At 61.2% G+C, this 21,944-nt stretch carries 22 protein-coding genes; 14 read left to right on the forward strand and 8 right to left on the reverse strand.

Annotated features, from left to right (window positions below; translation table 11 throughout):
- Both WYS_RS14020 and WYS_RS02155 read right to left on the reverse strand, forming a co-directional pair.
- The coding region (locus WYS_RS14020) for a 3-dehydroquinate synthase II (protein WP_019176510.1) at nucleotides 1-509 on the reverse strand (509 nt) is incomplete at its 3' end.
- Between the two features lie 4 nt (nucleotides 510-513).
- Entirely contained in the window at nucleotides 514-1,305 is a 792-nt protein-coding gene (locus WYS_RS02155) for a 2-amino-3,7-dideoxy-D-threo-hept-6-ulosonate synthase (protein ID WP_019176511.1), read from the reverse strand.
- Nucleotides 1,306-1,542: 237 nt separating this feature from the next.
- Between WYS_RS02155 and WYS_RS02165 the strand changes: the two genes are divergently transcribed.
- The 3 genes from WYS_RS02165 (at nucleotide 1,543) to WYS_RS14025 (ending at nucleotide 3,054) form a co-directional block, all read left to right on the forward strand.
- Nucleotides 1,543-2,043, forward strand: coding sequence for an ACT domain-containing protein (locus tag WYS_RS02165; protein ID WP_026068717.1), 501 nt, complete (start codon nucleotides 1,543-1,545; stop codon nucleotides 2,041-2,043).
- Nucleotides 2,044-2,155: 112 nt separating this feature from the next.
- Nucleotides 2,156-2,779, forward strand: coding sequence for a Wss1p-related putative metallopeptidase (locus WYS_RS02170; RefSeq protein ID WP_019176514.1), 624 nt, complete (start codon nucleotides 2,156-2,158; stop codon nucleotides 2,777-2,779).
- Nucleotides 2,776-3,054 carry a hypothetical protein gene (locus WYS_RS14025; RefSeq protein WP_019176515.1) on the forward strand — a complete coding sequence of 93 codons (279 nt, stop codon included), beginning with the start codon at nucleotides 2,776-2,778 and terminating at the stop codon, nucleotides 3,052-3,054. Before WYS_RS02170 ends, WYS_RS14025 begins: the two co-directional genes overlap by 4 nt.
- A 61-nt stretch (nucleotides 3,055-3,115) precedes the next feature.
- Here the strand turns inward: WYS_RS14025 and carB are convergent, their stop codons facing one another.
- Both carB and carA read right to left on the reverse strand, forming a co-directional pair.
- Complete coding sequence (gene carB / locus WYS_RS02180) at nucleotides 3,116-6,346, reverse strand: carbamoyl-phosphate synthase large subunit (protein ID WP_019176516.1); 3,231 nt, start codon at nucleotides 6,344-6,346, stop codon at nucleotides 3,116-3,118.
- Nucleotides 6,343-7,422 (reverse strand): glutamine-hydrolyzing carbamoyl-phosphate synthase small subunit, encoded by a 1,080-nt coding sequence (carA, locus tag WYS_RS02185; RefSeq protein WP_019176517.1) that lies wholly within the window; start codon nucleotides 7,420-7,422, stop codon nucleotides 6,343-6,345. Before carA ends, carB begins: the two co-directional genes overlap by 4 nt.
- Nucleotides 7,423-7,823: 401 nt before the next feature.
- Here carA and WYS_RS02190 point away from each other — a divergent pair, with 401 nt between their 5' ends.
- The 5 genes from WYS_RS02190 to WYS_RS02210 all read left to right on the forward strand — a co-directional run bounded on the left by WYS_RS02190 (nucleotide 7,824) and on the right by WYS_RS02210 (nucleotide 12,572).
- Nucleotides 7,824-8,864, forward strand: coding sequence for an mRNA surveillance protein pelota (locus WYS_RS02190; protein ID WP_019176518.1), 1,041 nt, complete (start codon nucleotides 7,824-7,826; stop codon nucleotides 8,862-8,864).
- Nucleotides 8,865-9,225: 361 nt separating this feature from the next.
- Nucleotides 9,226-10,425, forward strand: a complete 1,200-nt coding sequence (gene nifV / locus WYS_RS02195) for a homocitrate synthase (RefSeq protein ID WP_019176519.1) — start codon at nucleotides 9,226-9,228, stop codon at nucleotides 10,423-10,425.
- 31 nt (nucleotides 10,426-10,456) lie between these two features.
- Nucleotides 10,457-10,750, forward strand: coding sequence for a hypothetical protein (locus WYS_RS15870; protein WP_147654501.1), 294 nt, complete (start codon nucleotides 10,457-10,459; stop codon nucleotides 10,748-10,750).
- Nucleotides 10,751-10,815: 65 nt separating this feature from the next.
- On the forward strand, nucleotides 10,816-12,066 hold the full coding sequence (locus WYS_RS02205; protein WP_026068718.1) for a 3-isopropylmalate dehydratase large subunit: 1,251 nt from the start codon (nucleotides 10,816-10,818) through the stop codon (nucleotides 12,064-12,066).
- Nucleotides 12,066-12,572, forward strand: coding sequence for a 3-isopropylmalate dehydratase small subunit (locus WYS_RS02210; RefSeq protein WP_019176522.1), 507 nt, complete (start codon nucleotides 12,066-12,068; stop codon nucleotides 12,570-12,572). Before WYS_RS02205 ends, WYS_RS02210 begins: the two co-directional genes overlap by 1 nt.
- A 35-nt stretch (nucleotides 12,573-12,607) precedes the next feature.
- Here the strand turns inward: WYS_RS02210 and WYS_RS02215 are convergent, their stop codons facing one another.
- A complete protein-coding gene (locus tag WYS_RS02215; RefSeq protein ID WP_019176523.1) occupies nucleotides 12,608-13,633 on the reverse strand; it encodes a phosphate signaling complex PhoU family protein in 1,026 nt (341 codons plus the stop codon).
- A 241-nt stretch (nucleotides 13,634-13,874) separates the two neighbouring features.
- Between WYS_RS02215 and WYS_RS14030 the strand changes: the two genes are divergently transcribed.
- The 5 genes from WYS_RS14030 (at nucleotide 13,875) to phoU (ending at nucleotide 18,332) form a co-directional block, all read left to right on the forward strand.
- Nucleotides 13,875-14,876 (forward strand): PstS family phosphate ABC transporter substrate-binding protein, encoded by a 1,002-nt coding sequence (locus tag WYS_RS14030; protein WP_019176525.1) that lies wholly within the window; start codon nucleotides 13,875-13,877, stop codon nucleotides 14,874-14,876.
- 115 nt (nucleotides 14,877-14,991) lie between these two features.
- Nucleotides 14,992-15,900, forward strand: a complete 909-nt coding sequence (pstC, locus tag WYS_RS02230; RefSeq protein WP_019176526.1) for a phosphate ABC transporter permease subunit PstC — start codon at nucleotides 14,992-14,994, stop codon at nucleotides 15,898-15,900.
- Nucleotides 15,897-16,754, forward strand: coding sequence for a phosphate ABC transporter permease PstA (gene pstA / locus WYS_RS02235; RefSeq protein WP_019176527.1), 858 nt, complete (start codon nucleotides 15,897-15,899; stop codon nucleotides 16,752-16,754). The genes pstC and pstA overlap by 4 nt, the downstream gene beginning before the upstream one ends.
- Before the next feature lie 7 nt (nucleotides 16,755-16,761).
- Nucleotides 16,762-17,571, forward strand: a complete 810-nt coding sequence (pstB, locus tag WYS_RS02240) for a phosphate ABC transporter ATP-binding protein PstB (protein ID WP_019176528.1) — start codon at nucleotides 16,762-16,764, stop codon at nucleotides 17,569-17,571.
- On the forward strand, nucleotides 17,571-18,332 hold the full coding sequence (phoU, locus tag WYS_RS14035) for a phosphate signaling complex protein PhoU (protein WP_019176529.1): 762 nt from the start codon (nucleotides 17,571-17,573) through the stop codon (nucleotides 18,330-18,332). The genes pstB and phoU overlap by 1 nt, the downstream gene beginning before the upstream one ends.
- A gap of 60 nt (nucleotides 18,333-18,392) precedes the next feature.
- Here the strand turns inward: phoU and WYS_RS02250 are convergent, their stop codons facing one another.
- The 3 genes from WYS_RS02250 to WYS_RS02260 form a co-directional block, all read right to left on the reverse strand.
- Nucleotides 18,393-19,307, reverse strand: a complete 915-nt coding sequence (locus WYS_RS02250) for a hypothetical protein (RefSeq protein WP_019176530.1) — start codon at nucleotides 19,305-19,307, stop codon at nucleotides 18,393-18,395.
- A 214-nt stretch (nucleotides 19,308-19,521) separates the two neighbouring features.
- Complete coding sequence (locus WYS_RS02255) at nucleotides 19,522-20,739, reverse strand: isocitrate/isopropylmalate family dehydrogenase (RefSeq protein ID WP_019176531.1); 1,218 nt, start codon at nucleotides 20,737-20,739, stop codon at nucleotides 19,522-19,524.
- Nucleotides 20,740-20,812: 73 nt separating this feature from the next.
- The gene (locus WYS_RS02260; RefSeq protein WP_019176532.1) at nucleotides 20,813-21,172 is read right to left on the reverse strand and encodes a hypothetical protein; all 360 of its coding nucleotides are present in this window, start codon (nucleotides 21,170-21,172) and stop codon (nucleotides 20,813-20,815) included.
- A gap of 276 nt (nucleotides 21,173-21,448) precedes the next feature.
- On the opposite strand from WYS_RS02260, the gene WYS_RS02270 reads away from it, so the two are divergent.
- A complete protein-coding gene (locus WYS_RS02270; RefSeq protein WP_019176534.1) occupies nucleotides 21,449-21,940 on the forward strand; it encodes a hypothetical protein in 492 nt (163 codons plus the stop codon).
- The last annotated feature ends 4 nt before the right edge of the window (nucleotides 21,941-21,944 follow it).

Below are 21,944 nucleotides of genomic sequence, written 5' to 3' on the forward strand. Positions count from 1 at the left end.
ACGGGAGCGAGCTCGACCTGCGACCCTGCCTGCGCGGCCACGGGCGTAAAATCCCGTATGGCCGCGGGGCTCTTCGCCGCGATGACCACGCCATCCGCCCCGACTTCCATGGTCTCCATGAACAGCTTGGCCTCGTCAGGGGTGGAAGCCTCGGCCATGAGCTTGGTCTGCGACCCTTGGAACTCTGCGATGAGGTTCTCCAACGGGATCACTTTCCAGTCCCGGGCGGCGATGACCAGGTGCTTGACCTTGTTCTTCTGCGCCGACGCCTTCTGGAGATCCTCTGGCTTGTTGATCAGGACGATGGTGCCCATCCTCTCGTCGTCGAGATAGAGATCATCGCCCTTTCTGATCATGGCGTTGAACTTTCCCAGGCGGCGCAGGTTCACGTCCTCGTCGCGGAGGATGATGTACACGAAGCCGGCCTCCAGGGCGGAGGACACCAGCTTCTTGCGCTCGTCATACGACTCGGGGAGGTCGGCCCTGACCCACGCGATCTTTCCAGACATGTCATCACTCTAAATTTTTCAGCGCTTCGTCCACCTCGGCCTCGCGGAGCACGACGTCCGCGATGGCCCTGGTGATGCCGGCCACATTGCGGTGCTGGAATACGTTCCTTCCGATGCTGACGCCCTTCCCGCCGGCCTCGACGGAGTCCTTCACCATCTGCAGCAGGTCCCGGTCGTTGGACATCTTCGGTCCTCCTGCAATGACCACCGGGATGATGGCGCCCTTCACGACCTCGCGGAAGGAGTCGATGTCGCCGGTGTAGGACGTCTTGACGATGTCGGCGCCGAGTTCCATGCCTGCCCGTGCGCACTGCTTCAGCAGGTCGACATCGTAGCCGTTCTTGATATCCTTGCCGCGGGGGTAGATCATGACCATCAATGGGAGGCCCCATTCGTTGCACTCCCTCGCCACGTTCCCGAAGTCGTGCAGCATGTCCGTCTCGGTGGAGGCGCCGATGTTGACGTGAATGGATACGGCGTCGGCGCCCATCTTGATCGCTTCCTGCACGGTGGTGACCAGGACCTTGGAGTTTGGATCGGGTGATAGCGACGTCGATGCGGAAAGGTGAACGATGAGGCCGATGTCGCGGCCGAAGGACCGGTGTCCATAAGGTACCACTCCCTTGTGCAGAACGACCGCGGTCGCGCCGCCCTGGGATATCTTGTCGATGGTGGTCTTCATGTCCACTAGCCCTTCTACCGGCCCCATGGATATTCCATGGTCCATGGGGACGATCACGGCACGACCGGTATTGCGGTCGATGATCCGTTCCATCCGGATGCTCTTGCCTGACATCTTCTCACCTATGCTTGCTAGACAATATCTAGCATGTATATACGCTTTTCCTCAATACTGTCCTTTTTCTTATGGCCAGACGTGATACGATTCTCGTAGGCATTTATCTTTACAGATATAAATTTCATTTCTAATGAACTTATCTGCGGAACAATACGCAATAATGCATCGGACGCATGTGCGCAGCAATGAACGTTGCTGGAAAAGTCTATTAGATGATTGGAGAATCCGGAGAGCATGTGGTTCTCTCTCTCCAAGTACTTCGGCCGCTTCCCCTCCCAGGGCAAGGTAGCAAAACTGCTCCTGACCAACGGCATGTGCGTCAAGGGCGGCCGGGTGTACAGCGGGGAGGTGGAGGTGGCGGACATGGCCCTGGCGCGAGCGGCCGGGGTGGACCGCCGGATCGTGCGGGCCGCCGTCGAGACCATCGAGGCCGAGGATGAACTGCGCCAAGTGTTCTCCGCCCTCATTCCCACCGCCATGCTGAAGGAGGTCGCTCCGGTGATGGGATGGGGCTGCATCGAGATCATCCCTACCGACGCCGCCGCCCCGGGGATACTGGCCGACGTCACCAGGATAATCGCCGAGGCCGGCATCAGCGTCCGCCAGGCCTTGGTGGACGACCCCGACATCAGTGAGGAGCCGCGCCTGTACGTCATCACCGACAGCACGGTCCCGCCGGAGATGATACCGCGCATCAAGAGCTCCCGCGGGGTCAAGAGCCTTCTGATACACTAAGAGCCAGGCGCTCGGCATGGATCACGCCCCTCTCTATTCGGGGCATCGGCCGAGTTAATATCGGTGTAGTCCGCATCAGCTTAAGTCAGCGTCGTCTCCCCGCCTCGAGACAATGGCTGGGGCGCCGCAGGGCTTGTACGAAGAGCGGTCAGAAGAACGCCGGCAGGCGGCAATAAGGAGCATCGAGGAGAAGGGTGTGAAGGTCGTCGAGAACGAGATGGAACCCACGCACCACAGGGTCCTGGAGAACGTGGATGCTGGACTGGAAGAGAGCATCAAATGCGGAGCTGCCCTTCCTAAGCGCATATTGATCGATTCCAGCCATGCCGAGGCGCTAGAAAATGTCCGAAGTAATCCCGCCACTTACAGCAACAAAAAAGACAGCATCACGATCAACCCCAGGTCAATGTTCTTCCAGGCGGGGATGATGCGGTCTAAAGCGAGAGCGGAAAGGCTCAGAGACATTCGGCGGTTCTCCACCGATAGCATCATGCATACCATCCGGCACGAGCTGAGCCATTGCGCCCATTGGCATCATGACCAGACGAGTTATCTACTGAATGATTTTGACAAGCTTTCGGAGAAGGAGCTGGCAATAGTCGAAGTGAGCAACTATGCCGGTGAGAACCCTCCAGAGTTCATCGCTGAGGTCCGGGCCGCGTTCCTTGACGGCAAAGAGTTTTCAGATGATATTATGGAGATGTACGACCATTACTCTGGAGGGCTGAAGAGATGATTGAACCGCTTTGCCTTTACTGCAAGAGGGTCCACTTGGGAAAGGGGGAAGTATGTGACGCGTACCCCGGTGGCATCCCCGAAGAGATCCTTTCGGGAAAGGTCGATCACACCAGGCCGTATATGGGCGACAACGGGCTTACCTTCCTTGATGTTCTGGACGGAGATATCGCCGACGGCTCCGCCCCTCTCGAGGAAATGCGGTGCGCCGGCCATGAGGGCGCGGCGAAAGCCCGTGGGCCGGAGGACCTGAGCGGCACCGCGAGCTATCCTTGAGGGCGGCCCGAACCTTGGTCCACGGGCCGCGCCCAGGCAGGGACTCGGACCTGGCGTCTGGCTACCGCGGTCGGGCCTGTTCGTTCTCGGAATGATATGCACCCAGCGAGGTGACCTCCAGGGGACCCAGGCGGGCGCGCTTCATCGCCGCCACGGTGGCCCGGGCGGCCTGCACGGTGGTGAGGAACGGTATCTCCAGCTCCACTGCCAGGCGCCTCATCATGTACCCGTCCCGCCTCGCTCCCGAGGACTCTGTGGGGGTGTTTATGATGAGGTTGATATCCCCCTTGCGCATCAGGCCAAGGGCGTCGGGGTCCATCTTCTGGGAGATGGTGTACGCCGTGGTGGTGGGCAGGCCGTTCTCCCTCAGGAAGGTCGAGGTTCCCTTGGTAGCATAGATCTTGAAGCCCATCTCCCGCAGCTGCCGCGCGGTGTCCAGGATCTTGGGCTTGTCCTCGTCGCTGACGGTGATGTAGACCCCTCCCTTGGTCGGCAGCTTCAGCCCGGCGGCGGTGTAGGCCTTGTAGACGGCCGCGTCCAGCTCCTGGGCGATGCCCATGACCTCGCCGGTGGACTTCATCTCCGGCCCCAGGATGGAATCGACCCCCGGGAGCTTGAGGAACGGGAACACCGAAGCCTTCACCGCGACATGCTCGTACTTCGCTACTCCCACGTGGCCCAGCTCCTTCAGGGTCTTCCCGAGCATCACCTTGGTGGCGACCTTGGCCAGCGGGACCCCGATGGCCTTGGACACGAAGGGAACGGTGCGGGACGCGCGGGGATTGGCCTCGATCATGTAGACATCGTTGTCCTTTACCGCGAGCTGGAGGTTCATCAGGCCCCTGATGTTGAGGCCCTTGGCCACCTTCTCGGATATCTCCACGATCTTGGCCATGATCTCCGGCGGGAGCGTTTGAGGCGGCAGGGACATGGTGGCGTCGCCGGAGTGCACACCTGCCTCCTCGATATGCTCCAGTATGCCCCCGATGAAGGTGTCGGTGCCGTCGGCGACGATGTCGACGTCGATCTCGATGGCGTGGGAAAGGTACTTGTCAACGAGGATGGGATGGGCCTTGGACACCTTGACCGCGGTGGCCACGTACCTCTTCAGCTCCTCCTCGCTGTACACGATCTCCATGGCCCTCCCGCCGATGACATAGGACGGACGGACCAGGACGGGGTACCCGATGCCGCTGGCGATCTCCCGGACCTCCTCGAAGGAGTGCCCGGTCCCCGATCTGGGCTGGAGCACCCCCAGCTTGTCCATGAGCGCGGAGAACAGCTTTCGGTCCTCGGCCGCGTCAACGTCCATCGGGGAGGTGCCCAGGACCTTGGTCTTCTTCCCCTCCAACTCCTTCAGGAGCGGCATGGCCAGATTGATGGCGGTCTGCCCGCCGAACTGAAGTATCACGCCGTCGGCGTCCTCGTTCTCGATGATGCTGAGTACGTCCTCCAGCGTCAGCGGCTCGAAGTACAGCCGGTCGGAGATGTCATAGTCGGTGGAAACGGTCTCGGGATTGTTGTTGATGATGATGGCGTCAACGCCTTCCTCCTGCAAGGCCATCACGCCGTGCACGCAGGCGTAGTCGAACTCGATGCCCTGCCCGATGCGTATGGGGCCGGCGCCGACGATGACCACCTTCTTGCGTCCGGACGGCCGGGCCTCGTTCTCCGTCTCGTAAGTGGAATAGAAGTAGGGCGTCTCGGCCTTGAACTCCGCGGCGCAGGTGTCCACCATCTTGTAGGTGGGCAGGATACTGTTCTTCCCCCTCTTGGCGCGGACGCCGTCGGAGGTGCCGCCGGTCAGCTTGGCGATGGCGTCGTCGGAGAACCCCATCCTCTTGGCCTTGCGCAAAGTGGCGGGGTGGAGGTCCTTGCCCTGCTTGAGGGCCGCCTCCATGTCCAGTATGTTCTTCAGCTTGTGCAGGAAGAACACGTCCCACTTGGTGATGCTGGCGAGCTCGTCGATGCTCATCCCCCGGCGCATGCACTCAGCGATGACGAACAGCCTCTGGTCCGTGGCCTCGGTCAGTTCCTTCATCATCTGCTCCTGCGGCCAGTCCACCGGGTCCAGGTACTCCTGGTCGATCTCCAGCGAACGGATGGCCTTGAGAAGCCCCTCCTCCACGGTCCTCCCGATGGCCATGACCTCCCCGGTGCTCTTCATCTGGGTGCCCAGGGTGCGGTCGACGGTGCGGAACTTGTCGAAGGGCCAGCGGGGGACCTTCATGACGATGTAGTCGAGGGAGGGCTCGAACGCGGCGAACGTCTTCCCGGTTATGCGGTTCGGTATCTCGTCGAGAGCGTACCCGCAGGCGATCTTGGCTGCCACCCTGGCGATGGGGTACCCCGTGGCCTTGGACGCCAGCGCCGATGACCTGGACACCCGCGGGTTCACTTCGATGACGCGGTACTCCTTGGTCTCGGGGTCGAAGGCGAACTGGATGTTGCACCCGCCCTCGATGCCCAGGGCGCGGATGGTCTTGATGGTGGCGTTCCTCAGCCTTTGGTGGTCCTCGTCGCTGAGGGTCTGCGTCGGAGCGATGACGATCGACTCCCCGGTGTGGATGCCCATGGGGTCGAGGTTCTCCATGTTGCAGATGATGACGCAGTTGTCCTGGGAGTCCCTCATCACCTCGTACTCGAACTCCTTCCATCCCAGCACGCTCTCCTCTATCAGGACCTGGTGGATGCGCGAGTACGCCAGCCCGCGGCCGGCGATGGTCTCCAGCTCCTCGTCGTTATGGGCGATGCCGCCGCCGGTGCCACCCAGAGTGTAGGCCGGCCTGATCAGCACGGGGTACCTGCCCAGTTCATGGGCCGCGGCCTTGGCCTCCTCGATGGAATGCACGGTCATGCTCTTCGGGATGGGCTCGCCGATCTCCAGCATCATCTCCCTGAACAGCTCGCGGTCCTCGGACAGCGCAATCGCTTTCGGCTGAGTGCCCAGGAGCTTGATGCCCAGGCGGTCCAGGGTGCCGTTCTCCGCCAGCTCGGAACATATGTTCAGGGCGGTCTGCCCGCCCATTCCGGAGAGGATCCCGTCCACCTTCTCCTTCTCGGCGATGCGCGCCACCGTCTCGGCGTTGAGCGGCTCCACGTACACGACATCGGCCGTCTCCAGGTCGGTCTGTATGGTCGCCGGGTTGGAGTTCACCAGCACGGTGGTGTACCCCTCTTCGCGCAGGGACCTGCAGGCCTGGGAACCGGAGAAGTCGAACTCCGCGGCCTGCCCGATGACGATCGGGCCGGACCCTATCACCATGATCTTCTTGAGGTCGGTCCTCTTCATTCTACCGTCTCCAAGAGCTTGGCGAAATCGTCGAACAGGAAGGTGGTGTCCTTGGGGCCGGCAGAAGCTTCGGGATGGTATTGTACCGAGAATATCGGAAGCTCCGTATGCCTCATCCCGTCGACCGTTCCGTCATTGACATTGATATGATCGGCCACGAACCCGGTGCCGTCCAGGGACTCCGCGTCCACCGCGTAGCCGTGGTTCTGCGAGGTGATGTACACCCTGCCGTTGTGCTTGACCGGCTGGTTCACCCCGCGGTGGCCGAACTTCATCTTGTAGGTCTTGCCGCCGCAGGCCAGGGCGAGGAGCTGGTTCCCCAGGCAGATGCCGAAGATGGGATAGTCGTTCTTCAGCTCCCTGATGGTCCGGACGGTCGTGGACATGATCTCCGGGTGCGCTGGGTCGCCGGGCCCGTTGGACAGGAACACCCCGTCGATGTCCTCGCCGCGGAAGAAGGAGGCCGGGGTGTCGTAGGGGACCTGGATGACCTCGAACCTCTTCTTTAGCTCGTTGACGATGTTGCCCTTGACCCCGCAGTCGATGAGGGCGACCTTCTTGGCCCCCGCCTTCTTGTAGCGCAGGACCTCCTTGGTACTGACCTCGGCGACCAGGTTCCGGTCGGAGGGGTAGGGGGTGCTCCTCACCTTCTCCAGGACCTCTTGGGGGTCCTCGTCGAAGGCGATGGCGCCCCGAAGGACCCCGCGCTCCCTGATGCCGATGATGAGCGAGCGGGTGTCCAGCTCGCTGATGCCGGGGATACTGTTCTTTTTTAGATAATCGTCCAGACTCTCGTGGCCGTACATGGGGGAGGCGTCCTTGCACGCTTCCCTGACCACGTAGCCGGTGACCTGGACCCGAGGCGATTCCTGGAACTTTGAGCTGATGCCGTAATTTCCGATTATCGGGTGGGACATGATCAGTATCTGGCCTTTGTACGAGGGGTCGGTGAGGCTTTCCTGATAGCCGCACATGCCGGTATTGAACACGACCTCCCCATACACGGTCTTTTCAAAACCAAAGCCAGTGCCCTCAGCGATCGTCCCGTTTTCAAGGATGAGGAAGCACTGTACCATCAGAAGTTTGCAGTATAGGAGTGAAATACTTAAGTCTTGGCATGGGCGGATGACAGACCAGGGAGGATTTGTCTGATTATGAACAACCGGCCAGGATGCCCGCGCGAGGGCCGGGCCGCCTGCCTCGTTGTCGGACATCCCTCCCCATTCCGGCCTCGCTGCAGCGCTCCTCCCCGAGCTTCTCCTGGGCTATAATGGTCAGAAGTGAATTATCCGCGCATCAACCCAAATATACTCTCGACCAGGTAATGTGAGGTGCAGGGAAGGCCCACTCGGGGCATTGCTTGCGCCCCTATTGTCCGCGTGGCCTTCCCTCTACCTCCTAATTTTCTTTTTTCATTGCCGTTCGGCTCCCGCCCGGAAAGGGACGCTAATATATCGACGGACGCATAGTGGGTGCGATGAAGGTCCTTCACCAGGACAGGCAGGCCGGCGAGATCAAGATGAGGGTAGAAACGCTCGACGACCTGTGGCACCTCTACAATATAATCAGCATCGGCGATATCATCATCTCCGTCACCTTCCGGAGGGACGAGGCCAAGACCGACAAGATCAGGGCGGAAAGGGCGGAGAAGAAGCGCATGGTGCTGGGCATCAAGGCCGAAAAGGTGGAGTTCCTGGAAACAGATTCACGCCTCCGCGTTCTGGGTACCATCGTGGAAGGGCCGCAGGACCTGGGCGCGCACCACACTCTCATCCTGGGAGAGGGCGATGTCCTCACCGTGCGCAAGGAGAACTGGACCCCCGCGGTGCTGGAAAGGGTGCGCCGAGCCGTGGAGGATTCCAATAAGCCGAAGCTGCTGTTCGTGGCCTTGGAGAACGACGAGGCGGTGATCGCCATGGCCCGCCAGTTCGGCATCCAGGAGATCGCTCACATCTACGCCCCCTCCTCTGGGAAGATGTACGAGCAGAAGGATGGCGGCAACTTCTACGGGGAGATCGTGGAGAAGGTGAAGCAGTCCGCCGAGCCCGGGGTGCCCATAGTCATCCTCGGCCCCGGCTTCGCCAAGGAAGCTCTCCTGACCCTGGGCAAGGAGAAGGAGCCGGACGTGTTCAAGAACTCCTTCATCTACCACACCGGGCAGGCCGGCATGGCCGGCATCCAGGAGCTTATGAAGACCGGGATGGGCGCGGAGGTGGTGCAGGGCTCCCGCGCGGCCATGGAGACCAGCGTGGTGGAGAAGGTGCTGGAGGAGATAGCCAAGGACGGCCTGGTGTCGTACGGCCCCGCCGACGTGGAGAGGGCGGCGGACATGGGCGCGGTGGACACGCTGCTGGTCCTCGACACCGTGGTGCGGCAGAACAGGATTGAGCCGCTCATGGCCAGGGTCGAGAACTCCCGGGGAAAGGTCATCGTGGTCAGCGAGCGGTTCGAGGCCGGGAAGAAGCTCGAGTCCATAGGTGGGGTGGCCGCCTTGCTGCGCTTCCGCCTTCCCTCTTGAAAATGGCGGCCTGCTACGAGATCCGCAGAGAATAAGTCACGTGCTGCATATTTCGAGTCCAATGCTACTCAAATCCACTATCCATATCTCCCCGGCCATGCTATTGTTTTTCGAAACAGTTTAGTATGAAACCCCCGATTAGGTTTGGTTTCAACCCGCACCCCTAGTTCTGGGGAGGAGGGGCCATGCCGCTGGGGTGGACATGTTCGCAGTAAGACACCTAGCAACGGAGCATGTCCTTCCAGGGAACGCTCCGGTTAAATAAGCGGACGGCGGCTCCGAGGGCTCATTCACGCGGACACGGCGGGGCCATACGTCGGCGCGATGGGGCATTGAGTGAACATCGAAAGGAGACAGAAAAATGAAGGACAAGGGTAACGTCCTCGCCAAGCTGGCAGGGAGCAAGCTCAACATATGCGACACCACTCTGAGGGATGGGGAGCAGGCCGCGGGAATCGTGTTCGCCAACCTGGAGAAAGTACGCATCGCCAAGCTGCTCGACGAGATAGGGGTCCAGCAGCTCGAGGTCGGCATACCCGCCATGGGCGGCGACGAGAAGACGGCCATAAAGCGCATCGCGCATTTAGGACTGAACGCCTCGATCCTGGGATGGAACCGCGCCAATAAAGAGGACATAGCCCACAGCATCGACTGCGATGTCGACTCCGTAGCCATCTCAATGTCCGCTTCTGACATCCATATCGAGCACAAGCTGATGAAGGACCGCCAGTGGGTCCTCGACAAGATCGTGGAGTCCGTGGAGTACGCCAAGGCCCACGGCATGTACATTTCCGTGAACGGAGAGGACATGTCCCGCGCCGATCCCGAGTTCATGGTCCAGTTCTGCCAGACCGCCAAGGAGGCCGGCGCCGACAGGGTCCGCTACTGCGACACCCTGGGGATCATGACCCCGTCGGGGACCTATGCGGCCATCAAGAACATCGTCGACAAGGTGGGCATCCCCGTGGAGATGCATACCCACAACGACTTCGGGATGGCCACTGCCAATGCCATCTCCGGCGTTCAGGCCGGGGCCACCTTCCTGAGCACCACCGTCATGGGCATCGGGGAGCGCACCGGCAACTCGCCGCTGGAAGAGGTCGTCATGGCCGCGAAGCACCTGCTCAGCATCGACACCGGCATCGAGACCAAGCGGTTCCGGGAGGTCACCGAGTACGTGGCCCGCGCTTCGGGCCGCGAGATCCCGGCGTGGAAGCCCATCGTGGGCTCCAACTGCTTTGCCCACGAGGCCGGCATCCACACCGACGGCGTGATGAAATTCCTTTCCAACTACGAGCCGTACTCCCCCGAGGAGGTGGGCATGTCTCGCAAGATCATCGTGGGGAAGCACTCTGGCCGGAGCACCATAAAGCAGACCCTCCTGGCCAAGGGCATCGAGATCGACGACGCCACCGCCACGGCGGTGCTGGAGATCGTCCGCGCCACCTCCGTGTCGCTGAAGCGATCCCTGTCGGAGAACGAACTCGTGTACATATACCAGGATTACAAGGACGGGGTAAAGGACACCCTCCCCAACAACAGGTCAACTACCCACGAATGAATCCGTGGGCTTGCAACTGAGGTAGACCAACATGGCTCGAAAGATCCCCCGTCACGATAGGGCCGTTGACGCGGCCCCCGGCAGCGATATTCATAGCTGCCACGTGGTCGGCGGGGCCAGCGAACCCGCACCGAACGCACTTGACTTCTTTCTGGAGACGCATCTTGTTAGCGGACTTGATGCGGAACGCGGCCGCTGCAGCGAAGTTGCAATCCTCATTGGACCGTTCCATCGTTTCCGGCAGAGCGGCCTTCTGCTCCTCGTCGGGGAGCGGCTTGACCTTATGGGTCGGGAGCACGGAGGGATGATATGCTTCAATACGTGAAGGATTTGCGGCTTTCTCCCCACCCTCTCGGGTGGGGCCTCTGCCGCACGAAAAGGTGAACACAAATGGGAACTATTTCTGAGAAGATATTGTCAGCGCACGCGGGAAAGGAGGTAGCGGCCGGGGACATCTGCATCGTCCCGGTGGACTTCATGATGTCCCAGGACGGAACGACGGGGCTCACGATCAAGGCCTTCAGGCAGATGAACGCCAAGGCCATCGCCCACCCCGACAAGTACGCCATCGTCATCGACCACAACACCCCCTCCCCCATGGAATCGGTGTCCAACATCCACAAGGAGATGAGGCAGTTCGCCGAGGACCAGGGCTCCATGATATACGACATCGGAGAAGGGGTCTGCCACCAGCTGCTTCCGGAGCGCGGCCACGTGCTCCCGGGCAACGTGGTCATCGGCGGCGACTCCCACACCTGCACCTACGGCGCCCTCAACGTGTTCGCCACCGGTGTCGGTTCTACGGACCTGGCCGCAGCATTGGTCACCGGGAAGATATGGTTCCGGGTGCCCAGCACCATAAAGTTCGTGTACGACGGCGCCCTGCCGGCCGGCACCTACTCCAAGGACGTAATACTTCACATGGCCAGGGGCTTGACCTCGCGCGGAGCGACGTACAAGGCCCTGGAGATTTACGGCAGCGTCATCGACAGCATGTCCGTGGACGCTCGTATGACCATCTCCAATATGGTGGTGGAGGTCGGCGCCAAGGTCGGGCTGATGCCCTGTGATGCCAAGACCAGCGAGTACATCGGACAGAGGACCAGCGTGCCGTTCAAGGGCGTGGAGGCCTCCGGCTCCGCCATCTACGAGAGGGTCATCAGGGAGGACCTTTCCTCCCTCCCGCCGCAGATCGCCAAGCCCCACGAGGTCGACAACGTGGTCGACGTGACCGCGGTCAAGGGCAAGCACCTGGACCAGGTGTTCATCGGCACCTGCACCAACGGGAGGCTGGAGGACCTGCGCATCGCCGCGGGGATCCTCGACGGCAAGAAGATCGCCAAGGGGCTGAGGCTCATCATCGCCCCCGCCTCCAAGAACGTCCTGCTGGACGCCATGAGAGAAGGCATCATCGACAAGCTGGTCAAGGCCGGCGGAACATTGCTTCCCCCGTCCTGCGGCCCCTGCGTCGGAACGTGCAATGGCGTACCCTCCGACGGGGAGAACGTGCTGTCGACCGCCAACAGGAACTTCAAGGGCCGCATGGGCAACACCAAGGCCATGATCTATCTCGGCAGCCCCGCTACCGCGGCGTACTCTGCCATATGCGGCGAGATCGCCGATGTCAGGGAGGTGCTGTGATGACCGCTACCAAGGGCATAGCGCACACCTTCGGGGACAATCTCAACACCGACTACGTCATCTCCGGCAAGTACAAGTTCAAGACCCTGGACATGAACGAGCTGGCCAAGCATGTCATGGAGGACATCCGCCCCGGCTTCTACAACGAGATCACCAAGGGCGACTTCGTGGTGGCGGGCGAGAACCTCGGCGCCGGTTCCTCCAGGGAGCAGGCGCCCCTGGTGCTCAAGGCCGCCGGCATCAGCGCGGTGGTGGCGAAGTCGTTCGCCCGCATCTTCTACCGCAACTGCATCAACGTAGGCCTAGCCGTGGTCGAGGTTGACACCTCCGGAATCTCCGAGGGAGATGAGCTGGAGGTCGACGTCGCCGCCGGCGTGGTGAAGAACCTCACCAAGGGCGTTACCCTGCAGGCCAAGCCTCTTCCGCCGGTGATGATGAAGATCCTCTCCGACGGCGGGCTGGCGGAGCACCTCAAGAAGAACGGCGGGGACTTCGCACTCGATTAAACCCTTTCCTTATTCTCCTTTCTTTTCTCCGATTTTCAGGTCTTCTCCAGTCTCATGCCGTCGTTGATGGCGAGCTCGGCGATATCGGCGGAGTACATGATGGTGCGGATTATGGAGTCGAGAAAAGAGGCCTTGATGGCCGCTCCCTTGTTGGCGGAGACCTGCAGGGCGGGCATCAGTGCCCCGGCGTCCTGAGCGAGCTTCAGCGCCCGGTCGATAGTATTGTTAGAGGCATTGATATCGTGAAGGAAGAACGCCTCCACCGACCTCGCCAGCACGTCCAGCGCCTCCTCGCTCAGCTTCTTGACGCGCGCCATGTCCTTCTCTGAGGCCCTCTGTTCCAGGGTGCCCACGGCGAGCTTGGCGATCTTCTCGGCATGGTCCCCGATGCGCTCCATCATCCTGGCCACCAGCATCAGGCTCATGGAGTCGTAGATGTCCACGCCTATCTTGTCCGCCAGGCTCCGGTCCTTCTGGATTAGGTTGAACTGCTTGACCGTCATCCAGTACAGGCGGTCCACGTCCTGGTCCCGGTCGATGACATCCTTGGCCAGGCCCTCGTCCCCGTTGTCGAAGGCGGTGACGGCGTCACGGTGCATCGACTCCACGATGAGATGCATCCTCCTGACGCACTTCTTCTGCGGCAGCTCCACCGGATCGGACAGGTCGTGCATGACCACAGAGTTGCTGGTCTCCTCGATGACCTCCGGTCCGATGACCAGGCGGGCGAAGTCCTTGACCGCGTGCTTGGTGTCAAGGCCCATGCGCTCCTTTGAGCGCACCTCGATAATATTGAACCCGGCAAGATATGCGCCGATGAGCTTGCGGGTGAGGTGTTCGGTGGGCTCGTCCCTCTCCACCTGCACCACGCTCCGCACCGGCTCCCCCTTCTTCCGTTCCTTGGGATCGATGACCAGGGAACCGTCTGTCTGGACCTCGACGTTCACCTGGTCGCCCGCTTTCAGCTTGTTGGCGGAGACCCACTCCTTGGGCAGGGAGACCGTGATAGTAGAAACGCCGGTCTTCTGCACCTTGCGGGATTCCATGTCCTTCCTGACCATATCATTACCTGCTAATATGTTCCGTATATATTGAATATAGAGAACAGGTAGGTACATTCCAGTACATGTATATCTATATTCTACTTAGCCAACGTACATAGTATGGCCTTTTACTCGGTCCTTGTAGAGGCAAGGTTCGGCATGGGAAATATGGGCATATCGTTGATGAAGCGCGGCGAGATGTCCCTCCTCGCGTTCGCTGCTGGGAGCTGGTCCGGGACTTGCCTGGAGAGGTAATTTCATGGAAAAGAAGATAATGATCGCAATAGGCGTCGTGGCCGTCATCATCGTGGCGGCCATTGGAGCGGCCCTCGTGTTGAACAACAACTCGAGCTCCAACTCCAACGTCAAGATTCTGAAGCTCTCGGAGGGCACTGACGCCACCGCATATTCTCCTCTGGACAAGGAGGCGGTGTACAACGGAAGCTACCCGCTGTCTAGATATCTCTACCTGTATACCGACGGAGTGCCGGCTGCAGACAGCTCCATCGGCAAGTGGCTGGCCTACATCTACAGCGATGACGGGCAACAGAAGGTCTCCGATGCGGGATTCTATCCCCTCGCTGACGCAGAGATGCAGGACATGGAGGCCCAGCTGGCCGCCCCCACCGCGGATGCCAAGAACATCAACGGTGGCTTCACCGAAAGCGGCTCCACCACCCTTGGCGAGCTCACACTACTGTGGTCTACGGAATTCGAGGGGAAGACGGGCATACACGTGACCATTGACCAGGTCGGCTCCGGCACCGGCATCGAGCGGTTCATCAACGGCCTGGCCGAGGTCGCGCAGGCCTCCCGGGCTATGAAGTCCAGTGAGATAACGACCGCCGAGGGCAAGGGAATCGACGTTGTCGAATGGAAGGTCGCCGTGGACGGCATCGCCCTGATCGTCCACGGGGACAACCCCGTGGAAGAGCTGAGCATGGAGCAGCTGAAAGGCCTGTTCAGCGGCACCATCACTAACTGGAACCAGGTCGGCGGCAACGACCAGCCGGTCGCACTGTACGGCAGGGAGGAATCCTCCGGTACCTACGCCACCTTTGAGGAGCTGGTCCTGGGTACCGGCGTCACCTACGACGACAAGATGCTGAAGATGCCCACCAACGCTGCCATACTGCCTGAAGTGGAGCACAACGCTGGCGGGATCGGCTATGTAGGTATCGGCTACGCCATGGAGGCGGCTGGCATTGACAGCACCGCCGACGTGATCTCCTTCGATCTGGCCATCGCCCGGGAGCTATAAGACGGCAACTCCAAAGCCAGCCGCAAGGCCGGCAAAACCCCTTCCAAACCTTTCACGAAACCGCTTCAAGTCTGGGGGGTCTCGGGGCGTGCCCGGGACAGTAGTGTGATCCAATATGGCAAGAAAGATTCCTAATCGCAGCAGAGGGATCCAGAGGCTCTTTGAGAGCGGGATCAAGGGCGTACTGTTCGTTTGTGCCCTGGTCTCCGTGATCACCTTGGTCCTGGTGTTCCTGTTCCTACTGAGGGATTCCCTGCCCTTCTGGGGCGAGGTTCCCATCCTCGAGTTCCTCACTGGAACAAGGTGGGCCCCTCACAGCGCCAACCCCTCTTGGGGTGTCCTGCCCCTTTTGGTGGGTACGCTGCTGGTGAGCTTCGTGGGGGCGCTCATCGCCGTGCCAATCGGCATCGGCTGTACCATCTATCTATCGGAGATCGCCAGCCCGTCGATCAAGAAGGTCCTCAAACCGGCCATCGAGCTTTTGGCTGGCGTGCCCTCTGTCGTTTATGGTTTGTTCGCTGCGCTGGTTCTGTCCAACCTGATCATGGACCTGTTCCATCCGCTCACCAGGCTGAACGCGCTGAATGGGGCGATCATCCTGGCGGTCATGATGGTGCCCATACAGATCTCCATATCGGAGGAGGCCATGAATGCGGTCCCCCGGAACATAAGAGAGGCATCATACGCGCTGGGGGCGACAAAATGGGAAACGATCCGCAGGGTCATATTCCCCTCCGCCCTCCCCGGCATCATCGCCGCCATCGCCTTGGCCATCGGCCGGGCCGTGGGAGAGACCATGGCGGTGCTCATGGCCACCGGGAACTCCACCCAGTTCACGTTCGATATCCTGAGCTCGGTGCGGACCATGACGGCCGCACTGGCCATCGAGATACCCGAATCGGCCGTGGGTTCGCTGCAGTACAGCGGCCTCTTCGCCGTCGGCCTGCTGCTGTTCCTGATAACCTTCGTCATCAACCTGATCGCTGACTTCGTTCTGACCAGATATCGGGAGGCCTATCGATGAACCGCAAGGACAAGGAGGCCCTCTACTTCACCCTGGCCCGGGCGTGCGCCGGGATCGTCGTAGGTACCCTGGTGGTAATCCTCGGCTACGTCTTCCTCAACGGCGTGGGGAGGCTGAGCATAGAGTTCTTCACCCAGAACCCCGCCCCCAGTGCGAGGGGATCGCTGGTCATGGGGGGCATATTGAGCCCCCTGCTGGGCACGATATCGCTAATGCTGCTGGTGCTGATAATCGCCATCCCCATCGGCATCCTGGGTACAGTCTTCCTGGTGGAGTACTGGGGTGACAACCGGTGGTCCCGGGCCATATGGCTGGTGGTGAATAATCTCGCCGGAGTACCCTCTATCGTGTGGGGGTTGCTGGGCGTCGGGCTGTTCGTGTATTATCTGGGCTTCGGCTTGAGCCTGGCCGCCGCGGCCGCTACCCTGAGCCTGATGGTCCTGCCCATAATCATGGTGTCGACGAGGGGCGCCTTGGAGTCGATACCACCATCCATCTATGAGGCGTCCATCGGCCTCGGGGCCACAAAATGGCAGACCATACGGCACCATATCCTGCCGTACTCCGCCTCGGGTGTGCTGACGGGAACGATACTGTCCATGTCCAGGGCGGGAGGGGAAACGGCCCCTATATTGTTGACCGGCGTAGCCGTCAACGCGCTGATACCCACGTCGCTGTTCGACCAGTTCCAGGCCTTGCCTTATTACATATACTATCTGACGACCGTAACGGACCGCGCCAACGCTTATCCGATGGCCTACGCCGCCTCATTGGTGCTGATAGGCCTGGTCGTCCTGATGAACCTGGTGGCCATCTTCATGCGCAACCGGTACCGGGAAAAATACAGGTGGTGAAATTCGCATGTCAACGAAGATCGAAATCAACAAGCTCAATGTCTGGTTCGATACCAAGCACGTCCTGAAGGACGTGAGCATGGCAATAAACGAGAACGAGATCACGGCCATCATAGGACCGTCGGGATGTGGGAAGTCCACCTTCATACGCTGCCTGAACCGTATGAACGACCTCATTCCCACTGCCAAGGTGGCGGGGGAGGTCCTCTTAGATGGAGAGAATGTCTACGGCAAGGGAATGGACCCGGTGGACCTGAGGAAGAAGGTGGGCATGGTGTTCCAGAAGCCGAACCCGTTCCCGAAGAGCATCTACGAGAACATCGCCTACGCTCCCCGCATCCATGAGGTGGAGGAGCTGGCCAAGGACTCCCGGACCGGCAAGGAGGTCATCAAGGTCCGCAAGCACAAGAAGGAGGAACTCGACGCCATAGTGGAGGGAAGTCTTCGGCGCGCGGCGCTGTGGGACGAGGTCAAGGACCGGCTGCAGAAGTCGGCCTATGACCTCTCCGGGGGGCAGCAGCAGAGGCTGTGCATCGCCCGGGCCCTTGCCATCCAACCAGAGATCATATTGTTCGACGAGCCGTGCTCGGCCCTGGACCCCATCGCCACCGCCAAGATCGAGGACCTCCTGGTGGACCTGAAGAAGGACTACACCGTGGTCATCGTGACGCACAACATGCAGCAGGCGGCCAGGGTAGCGGACCGCACCGCCTACTTCTACTTGGGCGACCTGATAGAGTACGGCAACACCAGGCAGATATTCGAAAAGCCGGAGAAGGAGCTTACTGAGCAGTACATCACCGGGAGGATGGGCTGATGCCGCCGAGGACAGTGTTCACCGAGGAAATGAAGCAATTGAACAGCGAGATCGTCCACATGGGAGAGATGGCCAAGGAAGCGGTCCGGGACGGCGTGCAGGCGTTCCTGGCCGAGGACGTCGGGCTCAGGGACGAGGTGGCCCGCCTGGACAAGGAGATCTACCGCCAGGACCAGCTCATCGAGAAGCACTGCCTGGACATCATCGCCCTGCACCAGCCGGTGGCGGTGGACCTGAGGACCGTGTCGACGGTCCTGAAGGTCATCACCGACCTGAACCGCATCGGCCGCTACGGCCGGGACATCGCCGAACTCGCCACCAGAGATGGCGGGAACGGCAGGAGGTTCCGGAAGCTGGTGGCGGTGCCGCTCATGGCCGAGGTGTCTATGTCCATGGTGACCGACGCCATCGACAGCTTCGTAGAGCGCGATGACAAGAAGGCCCTGGCCCTCTTCAGGAGGGACGATGAGGTCGACGGGCTGTGGGACTCCATATTCCGCGAGTCCCTCACCCACATGATGGAGGATCCCCGCAGCATCGGCATCGGGACCTCCTACATCCTGGTGGCCCGGTACCTGGAGAGGATCGCCGACCATGCCTGCAACATCGGCGACCGGGTGATCTTCCTGTCCACGGGGGTCCGCATGGACCCCTACGAGCGGAAGCAGAGGAAGGGTACCGAGCCGCTCGAGGCCAGGGAGCAGCCGGGGAGGGCGACGCCCACCGACGGCTACTACTCCATGAACCTCGACGAGAAGTGATGATGACCGCAACGGCCCGGAGGGTCCACCCCCAGCGGAACTCCGGGCCTGATCTTTTTTTCAGACGCTGCCGGCCCACCGTCCGTCTACGACGATATCGCCCCGCGTGTTGTTGAGCTGCACATCCATCCTGTGGACGCCTCCATCGCGATAATTATCGGAGCGGAGCGATGCGGGGAGCGAGCCGGTGAACCCTTCGCCGGTGACCGTGGCGCCCTTGCTGCTCTTGACCTCCGCCGAGTTCACCCCCGACAGGTCCAGCGATAAGCTCATATCCCCGAGGGTGCCGGCGGCCTTGACGGTCATGCTGCCGTTCAGCGGCCGGTGCTGGTAGAACACCGCATCGATATCCCCCGAGGACTCGGAGAGGGCGATCGTGGGATGTCCCTTCACCTCCACGTCGTACCACCGGAACAGGGTGCCTCCGGTGGCGGTGTGTATCCGCACGTCACCCGACAGCATCGTCCCGTTGTTGAACGTGACGGCCGCGCCGTTGCTGGTGGCGTTGAGGCGCAGGCCCTCCAGCACCACCCCGGGAGCGGTGGACAGCGTGATGCCGCCCGTGGTCATTCCCAGGTCCAGGGTCGCATTGAGGGAAGGGTCCACCACCACGCTGTAGCGGGCGCTGTCCAGGGAGTAGTACGGCCAGGGAGCGTAGGCGTCGAAGGTGATGTTCGCCACCATCCTGTCGCCGCCCGACGCGACGTCATCGCGGTATTCCACCGTCAGCTCCAGCGGCCCGCCGCTGCCGGGCCGGATGGTCGTTCCCTCGATCTGGGCGGTGACCTCTACGGCCTTTCCGTCCAGCTCGGCGAACGACACCTCCAGCTGGCCGACGGTGGCCCTGACGTTAAGTTCGATGCTTCTGACGCCGGGCGAGAGGGAAATGTCTCTCCGCTCGTCGATGTCGATGGCTTGCCCGCCTACGACGAACGGAGAAGCGAGGGCGAGGATGACCAGCAGTACTATCGCCATCATCACTGCCGCCTTGCGCGGCGGGGGCTTTCGCCCGTGCCCGCAATCTCTGCCCGATATTGGACGCCAACGTCATATGGAAATGACGCAGGAGATAAAAACTTAATCATCAAGCCTTTCACGCCCCTTCCTTGGTCTTGATCGCCAGGATGGCGGTCCAGCGCTCACGTCCTTTGGGGCCGGGCGGAGCGATAAAAAGGAAAGGGCCCGGGGCTCAGGCAGGCATGGCCTTCTGATAGGCCTGCCACCTGCTCTCCAGCGCGGGGTCCTTCACGGTGTCGAGGACGTACTTGGCGAACTGGGCGCCGGTGGCGCCGTTGGAGCGCCCCGTCATCACCAGCTTCTTCTCGAACTGCACGCACACGTCCAGGGCCATGTCCAGCTTCTTGGCCTTGTCCACGTACCCGATGTGGTTCAGCAGCATGGAAGCGGCCTTGATCATGGAGCAGGGGTCGGCGTACTGGGCGCGGCCCTCGTCCACCATGCGCGGCGCGGAGCCGTGGATGGCCTCGAACATGGAGTACTGCTTCCCGATGTTGGCGCTGCCGGCGGTCCCGACACCGCCCTGGATCTGCGCGGCCTCGTCCGTGAGGATGTCCCCGTACAGGTTGGGGAGCACGATGACCTTGAAGTCCTTGCGGCGGTAGGGGTCGATGAGCTTGGCGGTCATGATATCTATGAACCAGTCGTCCCACTTGACCTCGGGGTAGTCCTTGGAGACCTGCTCGGCGATGCTCAGGAACTTGCCGTCGGTGGTCTTCACCACGTTGGCCTTGGTGACCACGCTGACCTTGTTGATGCCGTTCTTCTTGGCGTAGTCGAAAGCGAGGCGGATGATGCGCTCTGACCCCTGGGTAGTGGCGACGCAGAAGTCCATCGCCAGGTCCGGGGTGACGTTCACTCCCCTGCTGCCGAGGACGTAGGAGCCCTCGGTGTTCTCCCTGTAGAACATCCAGTCCACGCCCAGCTCCGGGACCTTCACCGGCCTCACGTTGGCGAAGAGGTCCAGCTCGCGCCTCATGGCCACGTTGGCGCTCTCGATGTTCGGCCAGGGGTCCCCCTTCTTGGGAGTGGTGGTCGGTCCCTTGAGAATGACATGACAGTTCTTGATCTCCGCCAGGACATCGTCGGGAATGGCCTTCATGGCCTTCACCCTGTTCTCGATGGTGAGCCCCTCGATGACCTTGACCTGGACCTTGCCGCCGCCGATCTCGTCCTTCAGCAGCTCCTCGAGGACGGTCTGGGCGTGCTGAGAGATGTACGGTCCGATGCCGTCGCCGCCGCAGATGCCGATCTTGATGGTCTTCAGACCGCTGTAGTCGGTCCAATCCTGGGCGGACTTCATCGCCTCCACCCTTTTCAGCTGCTCTTCAAGGATCTTGCCGAAGTGCTCCTTGGCCTGCTCGATAGCCTTAGCGTCGACCATGCTCATTCCTCGTGCGGTAACGGGGAACTGCTATTTCAATCATGCCGCCCCCTGGCACGCCGGCCTGGCCGTGCCGCCGTCACGCTCTGAGTATCAGGCCGATATCGCCGTACGACCGTAGATCGATGGAGCGGCTGGCCTCCTTCTCCAGCAAGGCCACCGCCTCTTCGTAGATATCGTCCGGGAGGATCACCAGGACCTGCGACGCCTCCGCCGCAAGCTCGTTGTACTTCTCCACCAGGTCCGGCCTCCTCCAGCTGTCCTCCGATTCGATGATCTCGAACACCACCGGCCGGTCGTGCTCGTCCGTCACGGTAATGAGCGCCCACTCCCCCTCGTCGCCTTCCTCCAGATCATATCTGGTAAAGAGGTCGGGGTTCTCCATCTGGATCATCTCCATCCGCTGTGAGGTGAGGTCTTCCACGTCCATCTTGACCATGCGGGGCAACTTTGACCGCATCATATTACAACTTTTCTGTCGGGGGCTCGGCCTCCGATATAGCGGCGGCCGCCTGGCCGCTGCCCCCGGCTTGCTTCACCATCCACGGCGTTCTCCGCCATGGGAACGGCGCCGCGCTTGCCCTCGCGCGCATCGGTGCGGGTCCCTGCCCCGTCAGCGAGATTCCCCATCCCCCGCTGATTGGTCCCTTTTTCGATAATATATATGATGCGCGAGAATTAATAATCGGGACGCTATTTACCTGCGGGGGGTATCATGAGGGAGGGTCGGTTCCTTAAGGACTACGAGGAGTTCCGCACCATGGTGGAAATAGAGTCCTCTCGCCCGTACCGGCGGCCGGAGACAGAGGAGCTCATGGTCACCATGCAGGACAAGCCAGGTTACGTGCCGGCGTTCCAGGTCTCCGAGAGGCTTCTCAGGATCCTAAGCTCGGAGTTCCCCCTGGGGCTCATCAAGAGGTTCGAGGCGTCCCACTTCCGCCTGGGAGGCACCGCCATTAGCGTATTGAAGCGGGAGCCGAAGTACATGGCCGTCAGCATAATGACCTCCGCGACCCCCTATTTCGTCACGCTCGCCTTCGACCGGGAGGCCGGTGGGATGGACGACTGCGGGACCATACCTCTCCTGGTGGTCGACAAGGAGGAGGGCCGCTACAGGATCTCCAATGTGGACCGCGAGAGGGTACTCCCCTACGCCACCTCGGAGTTCTGGGACCGGGCGGGTGCGCCGTCAGGCGCCCAGGTATAGCCAG

Origin of the sequence: Methanomassiliicoccus luminyensis B10 (assembly GCF_000308215.1) — an archaeon.
In the GTDB taxonomy this organism is placed as follows: Archaea; Thermoplasmatota; Thermoplasmata; order Methanomassiliicoccales; family Methanomassiliicoccaceae; genus Methanomassiliicoccus; species Methanomassiliicoccus luminyensis.